Genomic DNA, 16681 nt, shown 5'->3' with positions numbered 1-16681 from the left:
AGGAGTCGGCATGTCTCAAGGGACTTTCATGGCCGCCATCGAGACGCAGACCCTTTCCCTCACCCTGGCCGGGCGGTCCCTGAGCCTGCCGGCCGACCGGATCGGCGAAGGACCGCCGGCCCTGCTGCTGCCGGCCCTGTCGTCGATCTCGACCCGCGAGGAGATGCGGCCCCTGGCGACGCGGCTGTCCGCCCGCCACGCCTGCCTGGTGCCGGACTGGCCCGGCTTCGGCGCGCAGGCGAGGGCGCGGGTGCCGCTCGCGCCCGCCACGCTCCACGCCTTCCTCGACGCGCTGCTCGCCCGGGCGCCCGGCCCCTACGCGCTCGGGGTCGCGGCCGGTCACGCCGCCGGCTACCTCGTCGCCGCGGCGGCCCGGCACCCGGGCGCCTTCGCCCGGCTGGTCCTGGTGGCGCCGACCTGGCGCGGGCCGCTGCCGACCGCGATGGGCGAGGAGCGCCGACCGCTGTTCGAGCGCCTGCGCCGGGCGGTCGAGGCGCCGGTCCTCGGCAACCTGCTCTACCGGGTCAACGTCAGCACGCCGATCGTGGCGCGGATGATGCAGGCCCACGTCTATGCCGACCGGGCCCGGGTCACCCCGGCGCTGCTCGCCGAGAAACGGCGGGTGACGCACCAGCCCCGCGCCCGCTTCGGCACCGCCGCCTTCGTGACCGGCGGCCTCGATCCGGTCCGCAGCCGGGAGGCGTTCCACGCCCTGTTCGGCCCCGGCCTGCCGCCGGTGCTGATGCTGCGCCCGAGAGGGGCGCCGCGCCGCTCGGGCGCCGAGATGGCGGCGCTCGCCGAGAGCGGGCTCGTTCGCAGCGTCGAGATCCCGGGGGCGCTCGCCGCCCACGAGGAATGCCCCGAGGCGGTCGCCGCCGCGATCCTGGCGGCGGAGGCGTGAGGCCGGTACGGGCGCTCCTCGCCGCGGCGCCCGCCGCCTAGGCCAAGGCAGAACCGGGGGCCCGAACGAAAACGGCGCCCGGTCGCATCACGACCGGGCGCCGTCCTCGGTTCGTCGAAAGGCCGGGCCTCACGCCACCTTGCGCTTGGCCTGCCTGGCCCGCCGGCCGAGGATGTTCAGCACCTCGACGCCGGCGGAGAACGCCATCGCGGTGTAGACGTAGCCCTTCGGCACGTGCGCCCCGAAGCCCTCGGCGATCAGCGTCATGCCGATCATGATGAGGAAGCCCAGCGCCAGCATCACCACCGTCGGGTTGGCGGCGATGAAGCGCGACAGGGGGTTGGCGGCCACCAGCATCACGGTCACGGCCGTCACGACGGCGATCACCATGATCGGCACGTGGTCGGTCATGCCGACCGCCGTGATGATGCTGTCGATCGAGAACACGAGGTCGAGGAGCAGGATCTGTCCGATCGCCGCGGTGAAGCCGAGGGAGGCGCCCCCGCCGGCCTTCTCCTGCGGGTCGGGGTCGAGGCTGTGGTGGATCTCCTTGGTGGCCTTCCAGAGCAGGAACAGGCCGCCGGCGATCAGGATCATGTCGCGCCAGGACAGGCCCTTGCCGAAGATCTCGAAGACCGGCTGGGTCAGGTGGACGATGTAGGCGACGGTGCCGAGCAGCGCGAGGCGCAGGACCAGCGCGAGCCCGATGCCGATGCGCCGGGCCCGCGACTGCTGCTCGGCCGGCAGCTTGTTGGTGATGATCGAGATGAAGATCAGGTTGTCGATGCCGAGCACGACTTCCATGACGACCAGGGTCGCGAGGGCGGCCCAGGCCGTCGGGTCGGCGGCCAGCTGAACGAGGGATTCCACGGCGGACGGTCCTGCTTCACGGGAAGATCGAGGGGCGGTCCGACGGCGCTTCAGGCGGGGCGCGGTCGTGCGGCGCGTGAACCTGCACGGCCTTGGGCAGCACCCGGACATGGGCGGGGGTGTAGGTGGTCAGCTCGCCGTCGGTGTTGACCGGGCGCGGCTTCCTGGTGCGCAGGATCACCTCGGTGGTCTGGAAGGCGCGCACGTCGGCAGCCTTGCCCTGGGTGCCCCGGCGCAGGGCCGGCAGCAGGGCGAGCAGCCGCCACCAATGGGCGACCTCCAGGCTGTAGAAGTTGAGCAGGCCGTCATCGACGGTGGCGTTCTCCTCCACCGTCATGCCGCCGCCGTAATGGCGGCCGTTGCCGACCGAGACCTGGATGGTGCGCACGGTCTCCACGGTGCCGTCATGCTCGATATAGACCGTGAACGGCCGCGCCCGCCGCAGCAGCCGGAACGCCGCCACGCCGTAGCCGATCGTGCCGAGGCGGCGCTTGAGGTCCGCCGTCAGCTCGCCGGCGAGATCGGCCGAGAAGCCGATGCTGGCGACGTTGAAGAAGTAGTGGCCGTTGACGCAGCCGAGGTCGATCGGCCGGGCCGGCACGGTGGCGATCACCTCCGCCGCCTCGAGCGGATCGGCCGGCAGGCCGAGGCTGCGGGCGAGGTCGTTGGCGGTGCCCAGCGGCAGGATGCCGAGGGGCAGCTGCGCTTCCGCCAGAGCCTGGGCGGCGGCGTTGAGGGTGCCGTCGCCGCCGCCCAGGATCACCATGTCGCAGGTCGAGGCGTGGGCGTGGATCAGCGCCTTGCAGTCGGTCTCGCCCGGGTGCGGCTCGACCGGCTCGATGCCGCCGCGGCGCAGCACGCCCTTCACGGCATCGAGGTCGAGGCCGCCGTTGCGGGCCTTCTTGTTGACGACGAGCAGGGCCCGCCGGGTCGCCTCAGCGCCGGACATCGGCACCTCCCGCGACGGAATGGGGATGGGTGGGGGGAATGACGCGCAAGGATGCGGTCCCTCCAGTGCGATCGTGCCGCGTCAGCACAAAGGCAGAGAAGGGGTCCGACATCGCGGTCGACGCCTCGAACCGCCAGAGGGGCCCGGACCCGGCAAGACCCTGGAGGTGGGGTCGCGGCCGCGCTTGGCAAGGGGTCGCTTGGCAAGACGGAAGGAGAAGTTCGCGCGCGGCGCGCGCCCGGGCCGGTGCCGGAAACCGATTTTGCCGGATGTGCCTTTCCGGATGTGCGCAGCGGGGGTAGCGGGGAGGGCGGCGGACCCGCAATGGAACCGTAACCGCGGCGACGAACGTTCACTTCCCTGATCGTGGTCCTCCCCCCGGTGCCGCTCCCCATGTCGCCGCTTTCCCTGCCGCCGCTCCCGCCCTCCCGCCTGCGCGCCCCTCCGGCGTCGGCCCTCCTCGCCGGCCTCGGACTCCTGGTCTCGTCGGCCGCCCTGGCGCAGGGCTGGGTCGATCCCCCCGGTCGCGGCGGCGCGGCACCCGCGCCCGCGCCGGCCCCCAGATCCGAGCCCGCGCCGGCCGCCCGGGCGGCGGCGCCCGCCCCTCAAAAGGCCCACACCGCCCCCCGCCGCGTCGCCGAGGAGCCGCGCCGGCCGGCCCGCAGCACCATCCACGCGGCCACCGAGGCCCGGCGCGCCGCGCGGCTCGCACGGACCGAGCGGCCGCCGCTCCCCGTCACGATCCCGGCCCGCCCGCCGGTCGCGGTCTCGGACGGGCAGATGCGCGACTGGGCCCAGGCGTCGCAGCGCCTCGCCCGCGACTACCTGGCGTCGATCTCGGGGCCCAACGGCGCCGCCCTGGCCGCCGCACCCGGCTTCTACGGCGATCAGGTCGTCTTCCACGGCCGCACCATGACCGTCTCCAGCCTGATGTCCGAGAAGCGCCGCTTCGTGCAGCGCTGGCCCGAGCGGCGCTACCGGCCGCGCCCGGATTCCCTGCGCACCGCCTGCAATGCCGGGCTCGCCGTCTGCCGGGTCCAGGCCACCGTCGATTTCTCGGCCTTCAGCCCCGATCGCCGCGCACGCTCGCAGGGCACCGTCGACCTGGAACTCACGGTCAGCCTCGCCGGGTCCCGCCCGGTGATCATCGCCGAGACCAGCCGGGTGGTCAGCCGCGAGGCGGTGGCGAGCCGCGAGTAGTGCGGGCGCGGTTCAGGAGACGTGTGACAGGTCGCCGGTCCGTCCCTAGATGTGGACGGATGACGGCTCGGGGCCCCGCGGCCGGGGGCGATGGGATACGATGCGGACATGACCTCGCGTGAGCAGTTGCAGGCGCTGATCCGGGCGGAGATCGACCGGCAGCGTCCCGTCGCGGTGGCCCGTCGCACCCTCGAACTCCTGGTGGAATCCGCGATCCGCCGCCACGACGCCCCGCCGGGCTACGAGGTGGTCGACCGCGACGGGCGCCCGCGCACCCGGACGGTCGCCGGCGAGGCGCTGCCGCTCACCCTGAGCGATCTCGTCGACGAGCTGCGTCGCCAGCATCCGACCTTGTTCCAGCCGCCCGCCGCGCCCGTTCCCGTGCCTCCTGCCGAGGCGCCGCGGGATTGGATCGTGGTCAAGCCGGCGACCCCGCCGGCTCCATCGCCCCCCGCCGCGGCCCCCCGTGCCGATCGGTTCGCGCGCCTGCGCGAGGCCCTGGGCGACCTGCCGGAGCGCCTGCGCCTGCCGCGGCGGGAGCCGGTCGCCCCTTCCGTCGCGGCGGCGCCCGTGATCGTGACCCCGCCCGCCGGCGAGGGACTGAAGCCGGGCCTCGCCCGGCCCCGGCCGCTGCCCGGCGGCAGCCTGCCTCGCCGCCCGCTCTACGCGGCGCTCGGCACGCTGGCGGTGCTGGGCGTCGGCTACGCGGCCCTGCGCGGCGGCGAGCCGACCCGCGAGGCCGCGGTCGCGCAGGCGCCCGCCCCGGGCACGGACCGGCCGGCCGGCAAGCCCGCGGAGGCGGGAAGCACCGAGCGCAAGGCGGCCGACGGCAAGACGGTTGACGGGAGGACGGCCGAGGCGAAGGCGCCGCCCGGTGCCGGCGACAAGGCCGGGCCCGCGAGGCCCGGCGAGGGGAAGCGCGAGCCGGTCGAGACCGGGGCCCTGGTGCCGGAGGCGGCCGGACCCGTTGCCGGCGTCGCCGAGGTGCTCGACACCGCGACCCTGCGCCTCGGCGGCCGGACCCTGCGCCTCTACGGCGTCGAGGCGGCGCGGGGCGCGCAGGCGAGCGACCTGACCGGCTACCTCGCCGGCCGTCCGGTGAACTGCCAGCCCAATCCGGGCCGCACCGCCTGGATCTGCACCGTCGACGGCCACGACCTCTCCGAGGTGGTGCTCTATAACGGCGGCGGCCGCGCGACGCCTGAGGCGACGCCGGACCTCGTCGAGGCCGAGCGGCACGCCCGCACCGGCAAGCTCGGGATCTGGGCGAAGCCGTAAGTCCTGCGCCTCACCGCAGCCCCGGCGCGCCGAGGAGCGCCACCAGGGCACCCTGCCGCCCGGTGCCGGTCTTGGCGAACACCGCCTTGATGTGGCTGCGCGCGGTCTCGACCGCGATGCCGAGCTGGTCGGCGGCCTCGTCGAGCGCCGCGCCGCCGGCGAGGATCGCGGCGAGCCGCGCCTCCGCGGTGGTGAGGCCGAAGACCTGCGCCAGCAGGGCCGGATCGGGCCGCCGGTCGGCCTCGAGATCCGTGACGAGGAGGAGCGCGCTCGCACCCAGGAACGGCGAGCGGGCGGCTTCGATCACCGGCAGGGCACGCAGGACCAGGGGGCGGCGGTCGCGCCGCGGCACCAGGACCGGCCCGGCAGGTCCGGCGCGACGCTGCTGCAGGAGGCCGGCCGCCTCCTCCCGCGCCCGCGGATCGGCGATCCGCAGGATCCCGTCGATGGCCCGGAAGTCCGCGTCGAACAGGGCCTCCGCCCGCGCGTTGGCGCCGATCACCCGGCCGGCCCCGTCGAGGGCGAGCGCCGCCTGGGCGACCTGATCGAGCCCGCGCAAGGCGCCGTCGAGGGCGGTGCGGCCGATCGCCTCCGACAGGGCGGCGGCCCGGCCGAGCCGCGGCATCAGGCCGGCGAGCGGCCGCACTTGCGCCGCCTCGAAGGGACCGCGCGGCGTCCGGCGCTGCACCGACACCCCCCAGTGCTCGGGCCCGGCCCGGAAGCCCGCGACCGCGAACCAGTGGTAGCCGTGCGGCCGCAGCAGCTCGTTGTAGAACGGGGCGCGGGCCATCTCCTCGGCGCTCAGGATGTCGGGATCGGTGACGACCTCGCCCCGCATCACCCGCGGCACCGCGCGGGTGCGCAGGTCGTTCACGTGCCAGCCGTGCCGGAAATAGTCGGCGACCAGCTCGTCGACCTCGGCGGTGCAGGGCGCGCCGGGCGTCCGCCGCCGGCTCTGCAGCAGTATCGCGCCGTCGCCGCCGACGAGGGCCGAGACGCGCTCCAGCACCGCGCTCCAGCGCGACGGATCGAACACCGCCTCGCCGAGGCTGTCGTCGAGGCGAAGCAGGGCGTCGGTCGGGACCATGGCGGCACGGCTCTCGGATTGACCCTGCCGGACTTTAGGTCATCCACCGCCGGACGCCGTGGGCTGTTTGGCCCGATCGACAGGATTTCTGTCCGTGAGGCGGCGGATCGGTCGGGAATTCCGACCGTGTGCGGAAAACTGTTTCTCGAACGGGGCGCGAGGTTCTCCTGTCCCAGCGGGCGGGGAGGGGGACGATCCGCGCCGCCTTGGTTCCGAGGCGCTCTGCCCCGATCGGTCCCTCCGCGTCAGCCGAACGCCCCGACCTCGTGCTGGATCATGCCGCTGATCTCGCGCACGAGGCCGAACAGGCGGCGGATCGGGGCGAACAGGGTGCGGTGCTCGGCCTCGTAGGTGCCGACCCCGCGAGGGCCCGCCGGCTCGCCGAAATTGAGGCCGAGCGTCGGGTCCGGCGTCACCGGGAAGATGTCGTCGAGGAGCTTCAGGCAGCTCTCGACGTCGAGGCGCAGGATGCGCTCGATCAGGGCCTCGCGGGTGATGCCGTTCTGGGGCCGGAAGCCCGGGATGTGCATGGCCAGGAACCAGATCCGGTGGATCAGCGCGAGGCGCAGCGCATGCAGAAGCGCGAGCCGCGGCGTCATCGCGGGCAGGTCGGGGGCGACCGTATGCAGCATCAGGTGGTCGTGGGTCAGCCGGCCGAACAGGCGGCGCAGGTGCGGCGCCAGGTTGAGCCGATCGAGGGCGGCGGCGACGGCCACGATCTCCTCGCGCCGCCCGTCCCGGGTGGCGCGCCGCGCCCGCTCCAGCCAGACCGAGGGATCGAGGGTGTCGATATAGGCGCGCAGGACGTCGAGGTCGCCGACGGCGGTGGCTTCCTGCACCAGCCGGAAGGCGCGGGCGAAGCGCTCGGAGCGCTCGCGCATCTCGACGAACAGGTCGGGCGCCCGGCCCGCCGCCCGCCCGACACCGTGCAGGGAATTCGCCAGGAAGCCGAGCTGCTGCAGGATCGCGTTGTTGGGGATCGCCCGCATCTGGCGCGGATGGGTGATGGCGACCGGGCCGCCGCCGTCGGATTGCCGCGCCACCGGTCGCGAGCCGGTGCGGTCGATCAGGTTCGGCCCGAAGGTGCCGAGCAAGGCCGCGTAGCCCGGATCGTTGACGAGCGTCTCCATGTCCTGGCGCACGCCGGTGAAGAACTCGGTGGCGAAGTCGGCCTCCGCGTAGATCGGGTCGGGGGCGGGCTGGAGCCGGCTGTAGACGTGCTCGCCGATGCGCGCGACCGTCGCCTCGGCGAGGGCCTGGGTGCCGAACATCAGGTAGCCGTCGCTGCCCTGGAAGCTCGATTCGAGGCTGGTGCGGATCCCCGCCTCGCGGTTGCGCCGCCGCGCATGGTCGGGGGCGAGGTAGGCCAGCCGGTCGGCGAGGCTCGTCGGGTGGGCGCCCCGCCCGATCGATTCGCCGTGGGTGTCGAAGATCACCAGCTCGATGTCGGTGAGGTCGTGCGCCGCCATCAGCTCGGTGATGCGGAAGCGCAGGCGCTCGATCCAGAAGGTGGCGGCGAGCTGGCCGACATAGCGCCCCGAATCCGAGTAGCCGAATTGCACGACGAGGCGCCCGATGCGCTTGAGGTAGGCGCGCCAATGGGGCGAGCGAAGCGCGTCCTCGATCACGTGCACGCCCTGTTCGAGGGCCGACGCCGTCTCGAACAGCGGCGTGATCTCGACCCGGTCGCCGATGCCGAAATGCTGGGCGAGCCAGAGGGCGGCGAGGAGCGTGTAGCCGGTCTCGGTCTCGGCGATCAGGAAGCGGACCGGGTGGGTGCCGTCGATGTGCTTGAGGATCTGGGCGATCGTCATCATCAGCCGGGCGGCCGAGGCGCGCTCGGCGGCGAGCGCCCCGAAATCCACCGGCACCGCCGCGACCGCGTCGAGGAGCGCGTTGATCGAGGCGAGGTGGGAGCGGCGCTGGGCCGGATCGGTCGGGTCGCCGTCCTGGTCGAGCTCCCGGCGCACCGCGTTGTGGACCTGGCTGGCGTTGAGCCGGAAATGCGGCAGGCCGTTCTGGAGCCCGTGCGCGGCGACGCCGGCCCTGAGGACGCAGAGCGTGAGCCGGGCCGCGTCGTCGGCGGCCTGCCCCACCGCCCGGTCGAGGAGGGCGAGGAGGGGACCCGCCTCGGTCTGGGCCCGGTCGCGCTCGATGATGAGCGCCAGCGCGAAGCGGTGCACCGCCTCGAGCGCCGGCTGCTCGCCGAGCTTCGGCGCCACCGCGAGCTGGCGCAGGACCGCCGCCCGCGCCTCCCCGGCGAGCCGGCGGGCGGGCTCCGCGGCGGGATCGTCGGGCAGCTGGGCCAGAACCCGGTCGAACTGGGTGCGCTTCGATTCGAGCCGGTAGCGCAGGGTGTCCCACCAGCCGATATCGGTGCGCCCGTCGGTGTCGCAGCCGACCCAGGAGGCGAGCACCACCGGCATCGGGACCAGCTCGCTCCAGCGATCGGGCCAGCGCGAGCGGGCGGCCCGCAGGATCGCCTCGTTCAGCCCGTCGAGGGCGGCGCGGCCGTGCTGGACCGCGTGCCGGGCCTGGTCGAACTCGTCGTTGAGGGTGATCACCGGGTCGGCCCGGGCGGAGAGCGCGGCGGCTTCCTCGATCGGGGCATGGCGCGCCGCCGGATCGGGCTCGGAGGCGGCCTCGGCGAGCAGCCGCGCCACCGCCTTCGGCATGCCGAAGGTCGGGTGGGCGGTGAACACCGCGGAAAAGCGCGTGCGCTCGACCCGGGGGCGGGCGGTCTCGAACGCGGTCTCCAGGTCGCCGAGGGCGGAGGCTGCCACGGCCTCGATCGCCTCCCGGGAATCCGCCTCCGCCCCGAGGCCGAGATAGGCCCGCAACCGCGCCGCCCGGGCCTCCAGCGCCCGAGCCCGCAGGCGCACGAACAGGCCCGCCAGATCCTCCTCGCCGATCTCGTCGCGGTCGAAGCGGCGGCTGATCGCCAGCGCCACCGTCAGGACCGGATTGCGGAACGGGTCCTGGCTCGCCTGGCGGCGCGCCTCCTCGACCAGCCCGAGCAGGTCCGCCTCGAGGGTCTCGGGGGTGACGTGCAGGTCGTCCTGGTGGCCGGAGCCTTGAAGCCTGTCCATCGGGTCGCTTCGTCCTGTGGCCGGATTTCCGTCCGGGTCGCGCGGGGCGCGGGCTCGCGCCTGACGGGCCGGTGACGCAAGGAGCGTTCCGCGGCCCGGCCACGCTTTATCGCGGGTGGTCCCGGGTGGCGAGGCGCCCTGCGGCCCTAACAACACGGCCCCGCCCGGATTTTTGCCTGGTGGCCTTGGACCAATGGTTAAGATTTCGTCAATGCGCCATCATGCGGCCCGGGAGACGATGAAATCAGGATGCCGATTCGAGGAGGAACGCGCCATGATGTCGATCGGAGCCGCCCTGAACGCGGCCGCCACCGTCGTCGGCCATGCACTGCCTGCCGGGCGGGCCTGGGAGAGCCTGCCGGTGCGGACGACCCGGGAGGTCGGGGAGGGGGCCGGGGGGACGATGTCCACGGCACCCGGAGAGACGGCACCCGGAGACACGGTCACCGGGGAGGCGGTGCTCCTCGGCGCCATCGAGGCGGGCCTGCGCGAGGCGGGCTACCTGGGGAACTGACGCGGTTTCCTCGGAGCCGCACGAATCCTGCAAGGCCGCACGGGTCGCGGCGCGGCCGCATGCACGATCGTCGCCGCGCGACCGGACAGGGCGACGGAAATGCTCTAAGGCTGGCATCACGATGGAGATGATCGTGATTCTGGCTGCCGTGGCAGCCCTGGTCTTCGCGGGCCTGGTGCTCGCGTTCGGGTATGGCCGCGCGCGTCCGACCCTGCGGCTTCCGCACGAGCAGGAGCTGGAGGACAGGGGCGACGAGCTGTTCCGCGACTTCGACCAGGACCTCGCCGACGTGCTCGACGATGTGGCGCGGGAGCCGGAGGCGCCTCGCACCTTTCCGGAGCGGCTCGCCGCGCCCGATGCGCCCCGCCCCCGCCCACAGGGCCGCCTGACCATCGATCACGATCCGGCGGAGCCCGGCTTGGCCCCCGCCCGGTCCGGCTCCCGCGGGACCGAACACGACGGAGAGTCCCGGTGACGCGTTACGCCGTGCTGGCCGCCCTGATGCTGGCGGCGCTTCCGGCTGTCCCCGCCCAAGCGGCCCCTGCTCAAGCCGCCCCTGCCCAAGCGGCGCCCGAGAACGCAGCGCCCGAGGCGGCGCCCGTCTGCCCGGCGCCGCAGGCTCCGGAATTCGCCGCGGGCAAGGGATTTCGCCTCTTCGTCACCCGGCAGGGGACCATGAGCTGGAGCAATCCGCTGCGCCCGCTCTCGCCCGAGACCGTGCAGGTGCTGCAGGTGGTGATCCGCAACAAGCTCGCCACCGCCTACGGCCCCGACCTGTCGGGCCTGCGCCGCGGCCCCTCGCCGGCGGCCCTCGAGGCGCAGAACGGCGCGACGATCCGGTGGGCCGGCAGCCCGGAAGGCCTGCCGCCGACCCTGCGCATCCTGGCCGACGACGGCGGCCAGGTCCTGGCCACGCTGACGTTCAAGGCCTGCGGCGATCCCCCGAAGGTGGCCGAGCCGAAAGCCCCCAAGCCGGCCCCCGTCGCCCGCAAGGGTGGCCCGAAGGCGGCCAATTCCGATCCATCCAGGGCCGGGGCCCAGGGCGAGCCGGCTCAGGCCGACGCGGCCGACCCTGCCGCCAGGGAGCCGGCACGCCGCGCGCCCAAGGCCCGGCGCGAGAAGGCGGCAGCGCCCGAGGGGGCGCCGGACCGGACGCCGGGCGGCCTCATGCTGCCGCAGGGTGCGATTCCCTGACCTGTCGGCGAACCGCCTTGCCCGTCCCGGCGTTTGCGTGAGCCCGACGGCGGCCCGGCTTCCTCGAACATTTGCCTCGACCAACCCGATCTCGGAGACGCTCGACGATGTACGATTCCTGGCTGCGCCTCGGCCTCGACACCGTTCGCCTCGGACTGGAGGCGCAGACGGTCGTCGCCCTGCGGCTCGCCAAGCTCTCGCTCGGCGGCGCCGCGGCCCAGATCGAGGCGCAGCGCATGGTGACCGAGAAGGTGGAGGCCGCCGCCGAGGCGGCGATGACGCTCGCCGCCGGCGGCACGGCCGAGCGGGTGGTGCGGGATTACCGCCGGAAGGTGCGGGCCAACGCCCTGCGGCTCAGCCGCGGCTGACGCACCCTCCGGCGCGTCGCGATCGGCGGGCCCGGGGCCGTCGCCGGGCGGCCGTTACGGAGGTACGATCACTCGATGGCCGTCACGCGGCCGCCGTCACTTGCGGGCGGCCATCATGTCGTGGGTCAGTACCGTCAGCTTGCCGATCAGGCTGGTGATGTCGCCGTGGGTGCAGGACCACTGCGTGCCGATTGCCCCGCCGTCGGAAGAGACCGAGACCACCGCGACGGAGCGCAGCTTGCCCTCGCGGGCCAGGCGCAATTGCTCCTGCAGCACCTCGATCATCGAGGCGGTGTTCTCGTCGACGGGGGCCGCGGCCACGGCCTGCGGGAAGGCGACGATGCGGTTGGTGTCGGCGGCGGTTTCGCTCATGGGACTCTACGAACGCTTGCGGGAATCGGAAGGGCGGGGATCGACGGGACCGGATCGGTCGAGCCGTCCCAGGAGCGCGGCGAGATCCGCCGGCAGCGCCTCGGCCAGGCAGCCGTCGAAGGCGGCGTGCAAGCCAGACGCGAGAATGCCCGGTGCGAGAATGCCCGGGGTCGGTATCGTGGCCGGCGGCCTCGTGCCCGCCGCGGACCGGGGTGCCGGCGGCAGGATGGCGGGAGCCGGCCCGCCGGGTCGATCGTGCATCGCCCGTGACATCATCGCAGCCTCGCGCTTCTGGAGCCGCCCTCGCCTTCAAAACTGCCTATCCGAGCGCGGATCACAATCCCTGCTCTGTGGCCGAGCTTTCACTTCCAAACATCATGTTGTCGGATCGCAACACCGGTCCGAGCGTCCGAAACACGTCCGACGAGGCCTGCCGCGCCGTGCCGCCTCTCCTCGCCAAGGCGCCCCGAGGCGCCCCCTCGCCCAGGTGCACCCGGCCAAAGTGCCCCTGCCAAGGCGCCCGGCAGAGGCGCCCGGAACGACCATGGCGAGACACGCGAGCATAGAAAATTTCACAGTAATGTCCGGAAAATCGTCCTTATATTGATCGTATGTAACTTTTGATATAACAATCATGATGAAAATATGTTAGAACAAGCTATGCGTGGAATGGCGGGGCGCCTTGGCCGAGTTTCTCATCCATGGCGGGGCGCCTTGGCCGAGTTTCTCATCCGCAAACTTGAGCATTTCACGAACCTGTCCGGTGAGGACAGACAGGCGCTCGACCACGCGTCGCGCCAGCGCACGCGCCGTATCCGCTCGCGCGACGACATCGTCCACGAGGGCGACCTGCCGCAGGGGGTGAACCTGATCCTCGAAGGCTGGGCCTGCCGCTACAAGACTCTTGAGGATGGCCGCCGTCAGATCATTGCCTACCTGCTTCCTGGCGACCTGTGCGACCAGAACGTCTCGATCCTGCGCGAGATGGACCACTCGATCGGCACCGTGACCGCCGTGACCCTGGCCGAGATCCCGACCGAGACCATGCGCCAGCTCACCGCCAGCCATGCCCGGCTGTCGCAGGCCCTGTGCTGGGAAGCGCTGGTGGCGGCGGCGATCCAGCGCGAGTGGACGGTGAATATCGGCCAGCGCACCGCCTTCGAGCGCCTCGGTCACCTGCTCTGCGAACTCTACGTGCGTCTGCGCGCGGTCGGGCTCACCCAGGGCAATGCCTGCGAACTGCCCCTGACCCAGGCCGAGATCGCCGACACAATCGGGCTGTCGGTCGTACACGTGAACCGCACGTTGCAGGAGCTGCGCAGCGTCGGACTGATCTCCTTGCGCGGCCGCGAACTCACCATCCATCGGCTCGACGCGTTGCAGCGGGCGGTGCAGTTCAACCCGAACTACCTGCATCTGGGCCGGGAAGGGCGGCACCTCGATTCCAATGAGGCCTGAGGCCGACCCGTTCGGAATCGAGGCCACGGAGGAGCCCGATTTTCGCCGGATGGTCGAGTCCATCCCGCATCTGGTCTGGCAATCGAATCCGCACGGCGACTGGATCTGGGCCAGCCGGCAATGGGCCGCCTTCACCGGGCAGAGCGCCGAGCGCAGCTGCGGCTGCGGCTGGCTCGATGCGGTGCACCCGGAGGATCGCGAGCCCACCCGCGAGGCCTGGCGGGCGGCCTCGCGCCGCGGCCACGTCGCGGTCGAGCACCGCCTGGTTCGGCATGGGACGGAGGACGGGCCGGCGGGCGACTCCTATCGCTGGTTCTTCACCCGGGCGATGCCCCAACGCGACGATGACGGCCGGGCGGCGACGTGGTTCGGCACCTCGACCGACATCCACGACCTGTATCTGATGCGCGAGGCGCAGGCGTTCCTGGTCCAGGAGTTGCAGCGCCGGGGGCGCAACAACCTTGCGGTGATCCGCGGCATCATGCGTCGCGTCGCCGAGACGGCCGCCAGCGCCGAGGAGGCCGCGGCCCATCTCGACGACCGCCTCGCCGCGATGGCGCGGATCCAGGCCGAGGTCTCGCGCGAACCCTTGTCCGGGGTCGCCCTCGACGTCCTGATCCGGGACGAGCTTTCCGCCCATGCCCTGCCGGAGCCGAGCGAATTGTCCGGCCCGCCGGTGCGGCTGCCGGTCGAGGTGGCGGAGAAGCTCGGGCTCGCGCTGCACGAGCTGGTTCGGGGCGCCGTGCTCGACCGCCACGACCGGATCGCCGCGAGCTGGAGCACGACGGCGAGTCACCTGACCCTGACCTGGCGCGAGCGCTCGCGGCCGGGTCCGGGCCTCGCCTGCGGCGAGACCCTGCGCGCCGAGATGCTGGAGCGAATGCTCTCCTACGACCTGCGCGCCGCCACCACCATCACGGAGACCGAACGCGACCGCTCCGTCGTCATCGTGCTGCCGCTGCCGCGCTCATCCGGCACCGCCTAGAGCATTGTCCGACGACGAGGAGACCGGTTCGTCGCAGGGAATGCGGCACAATCAAAGATCGAGGGTCCTGTCCGATCGCCGCGCGATCGGGCAGCGCACGAGTGTTTCACGTGGAAACGCCGGGCAGCGAGCGGCCGTAAGGCTTCGTCAAGCATGAGCGTGTGCCTGCGGGCCCCCGATTTCGCAACCCAGGCCAGGCTCCGCCGCGGATTGACGCCGGCCGGCTCGGCTTGCGACAGACGGGTGTCCGGCCAGTCTCGTCACGACCCCTGCACTCCATGTCCCACGCCTCCGCCGCGCCGTTCACCCGCGCCGGCATCCTCACGGGCATCCGGCTCAGCCTGCCGCTCTGGCCCAGCATCGCGGTATTCGGCGCCGCCTTCGGAGCTGCCGCGGCTCAGCGGGGCCTGAGCCTCGCGGAGGCCGCGGGTGCCAGCGCGCTGGTCTATGCCGGCTCGGCCCAGATGGTCACCCTGGAGGTCTGGGGCCAGCCCTGGACGGTGAGCGCGTTGCTCGCCGCCATGACGGTGACCGGTCTCATCAACGCCCGCATGATCCTGATGGGCGCGACGATCCAGCCCTGGATGCGCGGCACGCCGCTCTGGCGCACGGCGATGACGCTGTTCGTCCTCGTCGATGCGAGCTGGCTCATCGGCGTGCGCCACCGCTCCGAGGGCGGCCGCGACCTCGGCGTGCTGTTCGGCTCCGGCATCGGCCTGTGGCCGCTCTGGGTCGCCTCGACGATGGCCGGCCATCTGGCGGGCGCCCTGGTAACCCAGCCCCGGGCCTACGCCCTCGACATGATCCTGCCGGTCTTCTTCGCCGCGATGCTGGCGCCGCTCTGGCGCGGGGTGCGGCCGGCCCTGCCCTGGCTGGCGTCGGGTCTCGTCGCGCTCCTGGTGCAGCGGCTGGTGCCGGGCTACGCCTTCATCGCGGCGGGCGCCGCGGCGGGCCTCGTCACCGGCCTCCTGGTGGATGACGGGGCGGCCCGGTGATCGACGCCGTCCTCGCCAGCCCCGCCGGTCCGTGGATCGCCATCCTGGCGCTCGCCCTCGTCACCTATCTCTGCCGCGCCTCGGGCGTGGTGCTGATGAGCCGGGTCCGGCTCACCCCACGGGTCGAGCGGGGCCTGCGCGCCCTGCCGGGCTCGATCGTGGTGGCGACCGCCCTTCCCACCGGCCTCTCCGCCGGCCTGCCGGGCCTCCTCGGCCTCGCGACGGCTGCCGGCGTGATGGCGCTGACGCGGTTCGAGCTGGCGGCGGTGCTGGCGGGGCTGGGGGTGGTGGCGGCGGGACGGGCGCTGGGGTTGTAGGGCCGCATGCCAGGGACCGGCTGATCCCAACCGCACCTCACGGCGGGGCCTCGGCTGGGATACGCCGCCGAACGCGAGCGAGGGGTCGAGCCAGTCCCGGCCTCACCGCAGCCGTTGCCGGATCCGGAACCCCAGCCCGTCGCGCAGGTCGCGATAGGCGTCGAGCCGCTGCTCGCGCGAGCCCTGCGACACCGTCGGGTCCGGGGTCGGCCAGTACTCGACATCGGCCGCGACCGTGCGGGTGAGTTCCAGCGCGGCGTGATGGGCTTCCGGCGAGAGCGAGACGATCAGGTCGAAGTTCAGGCCCTCCCACTCCTCCAGTTCCTCCAGGGTGCGGGGGCGGTGGCGCGAGGCGTCGATGCCGACCTCGTCGAGGGCCGAGACCATGAACGGGTCGGTCGGCTCGCCGCTGCGCACGCCGGCGGACTGCACGTAGACCGACTTGCCGAAGTAATGCCGGGCCAGCGCCTCGGCGCAGGCCGAGCGCACGGCATTGAAGTTGCAGACGAACAGCACCGACTGCACCCGCCGGCCCGGTTTCGCGGGATCCGGCTTCGACGGATCGGCCCCAGGGGCAGCGGCGCTGTCCGGAAGGGGGCTTCCGGACACCGGGTCAACCCTTCCAGTGCAGGGCGAAGATCAGGGTGAACAGCCGGCGGGCGGTGTCGTGGTCGATCTCGACCTTGCCGTCGAGGCGCTGGAGCAGCAGCTCCGAGGCCTCGTTGTGGACGCCGCGCCGACCCATGTCGATCGCCTCGATCTGGCTCGGCGAGGCGGTCCGGATCGCCTTGAAGTAGCTGTCGCAGATCATCTCGTAGTCGCGGATCACGCCGCGGAACGGCGTCAGCGACAGGAGATGGGTCATCACCGGCTGGCCGTCGGCGGTCGAGATGGCGAAGGAGAGCTTGTTCTCGACGAGGCCCAGCGCCAGCGCGTAGGGGCCGCCGTCGTGGTTGGCGACGCGAAAGCTGTTGGATTCCAGGATGTCGTAGATCGCGATGGCGCGCTCGTGCTCCTGGTCCGGGTTGCCGCGCCCGATCGAATCCTCGTCGAGCGTCACCGCCGCCAGGCGCTGTCGCGGATCGGGAGCCTCGCTCGCCATCG

The 16681-nt window shown here is 72.9% G+C and carries 18 protein-coding genes; 11 read left to right on the top strand and 7 right to left on the bottom strand.

The features are described 5' to 3' along the window. Positions 1-10: 10 nt before the first annotated feature. Complete coding sequence (locus G4G93_RS17390) at positions 11-901, top strand: alpha/beta fold hydrolase (RefSeq protein WP_246736841.1); 891 nt, start codon at positions 11-13, stop codon at positions 899-901. A gap of 129 nt (positions 902-1030) precedes the next feature. On the opposite strand, the gene G4G93_RS17385 is transcribed toward G4G93_RS17390, so the two are convergent. Both G4G93_RS17385 and G4G93_RS17380 read right to left on the bottom strand, forming a co-directional pair. Further along, entirely contained in the window at positions 1031-1771 is a 741-nt protein-coding gene (locus tag G4G93_RS17385; protein ID WP_165085834.1) for a TerC family protein, read from the bottom strand. A 16-nt stretch (positions 1772-1787) separates the two neighbouring features. Beyond that, positions 1788-2720, bottom strand: a complete 933-nt coding sequence (locus G4G93_RS17380; protein ID WP_165085832.1) for a lipid kinase — start codon at positions 2718-2720, stop codon at positions 1788-1790. A gap of 393 nt (positions 2721-3113) precedes the next feature. Between G4G93_RS17380 and G4G93_RS17375 the strand changes: the two genes are divergently transcribed. Next, positions 3114-3920, top strand: a complete 807-nt coding sequence (locus tag G4G93_RS17375) for a hypothetical protein (protein WP_246736840.1) — start codon at positions 3114-3116, stop codon at positions 3918-3920. 108 nt (positions 3921-4028) lie between these two features. Then, entirely contained in the window at positions 4029-5198 is a 1170-nt protein-coding gene (locus tag G4G93_RS17370) for a thermonuclease family protein (RefSeq protein WP_165085830.1), read from the top strand. A gap of 10 nt (positions 5199-5208) precedes the next feature. Here the strand turns inward: G4G93_RS17370 and G4G93_RS17365 are convergent, their stop codons facing one another. Then, complete coding sequence (locus tag G4G93_RS17365) at positions 5209-6285, bottom strand: helix-turn-helix transcriptional regulator (RefSeq protein ID WP_165085829.1); 1077 nt, start codon at positions 6283-6285, stop codon at positions 5209-5211. A 245-nt stretch (positions 6286-6530) separates the two neighbouring features. Beyond that, positions 6531-9374 carry a phosphoenolpyruvate carboxylase gene (locus tag G4G93_RS17360; protein WP_165085828.1) on the bottom strand — a complete coding sequence of 948 codons (2844 nt, stop codon included), beginning with the start codon at positions 9372-9374 and terminating at the stop codon, positions 6531-6533. A gap of 274 nt (positions 9375-9648) precedes the next feature. Between G4G93_RS17360 and G4G93_RS17355 the strand changes: the two genes are divergently transcribed. The 4 genes from G4G93_RS17355 (at position 9649) to G4G93_RS17340 (ending at position 11450) form a co-directional block, all read left to right on the top strand. Then, positions 9649-9888: a hypothetical protein gene (locus tag G4G93_RS17355; protein ID WP_165085826.1), complete on the top strand. Its 240-nt coding sequence runs from the start codon at positions 9649-9651 to the stop codon at positions 9886-9888. 121 nt (positions 9889-10009) lie between these two features. Beyond that, positions 10010-10363, top strand: coding sequence for a hypothetical protein (locus tag G4G93_RS17350; protein ID WP_165085825.1), 354 nt, complete (start codon positions 10010-10012; stop codon positions 10361-10363). After that, the gene (locus G4G93_RS17345; protein ID WP_165085824.1) at positions 10360-11082 is read left to right on the top strand and encodes a hypothetical protein; all 723 of its coding nucleotides are present in this window, start codon (positions 10360-10362) and stop codon (positions 11080-11082) included. The genes G4G93_RS17350 and G4G93_RS17345 overlap by 4 nt, the downstream gene beginning before the upstream one ends. 107 nt (positions 11083-11189) lie before the next feature. After that, a complete protein-coding gene (locus G4G93_RS17340) occupies positions 11190-11450 on the top strand; it encodes a hypothetical protein (RefSeq protein WP_165085823.1) in 261 nt (86 codons plus the stop codon). A gap of 96 nt (positions 11451-11546) precedes the next feature. On the opposite strand, the gene G4G93_RS17335 is transcribed toward G4G93_RS17340, so the two are convergent. Beyond that, entirely contained in the window at positions 11547-11822 is a 276-nt protein-coding gene (locus tag G4G93_RS17335; protein ID WP_165085822.1) for a hypothetical protein, read from the bottom strand. Positions 11823-12536: 714 nt separating this feature from the next. On the opposite strand from G4G93_RS17335, the gene G4G93_RS17330 reads away from it, so the two are divergent. From G4G93_RS17330 to G4G93_RS17315, 4 genes are all read left to right on the top strand, one after another. Then, positions 12537-13280, top strand: coding sequence for a Crp/Fnr family transcriptional regulator (locus G4G93_RS17330; RefSeq protein WP_165085821.1), 744 nt, complete (start codon positions 12537-12539; stop codon positions 13278-13280). Beyond that, positions 13270-14265, top strand: a complete 996-nt coding sequence (locus G4G93_RS17325; RefSeq protein ID WP_281409705.1) for an HWE histidine kinase domain-containing protein — start codon at positions 13270-13272, stop codon at positions 14263-14265. The genes G4G93_RS17330 and G4G93_RS17325 overlap by 11 nt, the downstream gene beginning before the upstream one ends. Positions 14266-14543: 278 nt before the next feature. Continuing rightward, on the top strand, positions 14544-15260 hold the full coding sequence (locus G4G93_RS17320) for an AzlC family ABC transporter permease (RefSeq protein ID WP_165085818.1): 717 nt from the start codon (positions 14544-14546) through the stop codon (positions 15258-15260). Next, positions 15257-15577: an AzlD family protein gene (locus G4G93_RS17315; protein WP_165085817.1), complete on the top strand. Its 321-nt coding sequence runs from the start codon at positions 15257-15259 to the stop codon at positions 15575-15577. The genes G4G93_RS17320 and G4G93_RS17315 overlap by 4 nt, the downstream gene beginning before the upstream one ends. Positions 15578-15679: 102 nt before the next feature. Here G4G93_RS17315 and G4G93_RS17310 read toward each other — a convergent pair whose 3' ends face one another. Both G4G93_RS17310 and G4G93_RS17305 read right to left on the bottom strand, forming a co-directional pair. Beyond that, positions 15680-16102: a low molecular weight phosphatase family protein gene (locus G4G93_RS17310; protein WP_165086072.1), complete on the bottom strand. Its 423-nt coding sequence runs from the start codon at positions 16100-16102 to the stop codon at positions 15680-15682. 88 nt (positions 16103-16190) lie between these two features. Continuing rightward, complete coding sequence (locus G4G93_RS17305; RefSeq protein WP_165085815.1) at positions 16191-16679, bottom strand: UPF0262 family protein; 489 nt, start codon at positions 16677-16679, stop codon at positions 16191-16193. Between the last annotated feature and the right edge of the window lie 2 nt (positions 16680-16681).

This window comes from Methylobacterium sp. DB0501 (assembly GCF_011043735.1).
GTDB classification, from domain to species: Bacteria; Pseudomonadota; Alphaproteobacteria; order Rhizobiales; family Beijerinckiaceae; genus Methylobacterium; species Methylobacterium alsaeris.
Note: the sequence above shows the minus strand (reverse complement) of the source record. Positions and strands in the feature narration are given on the sequence as shown.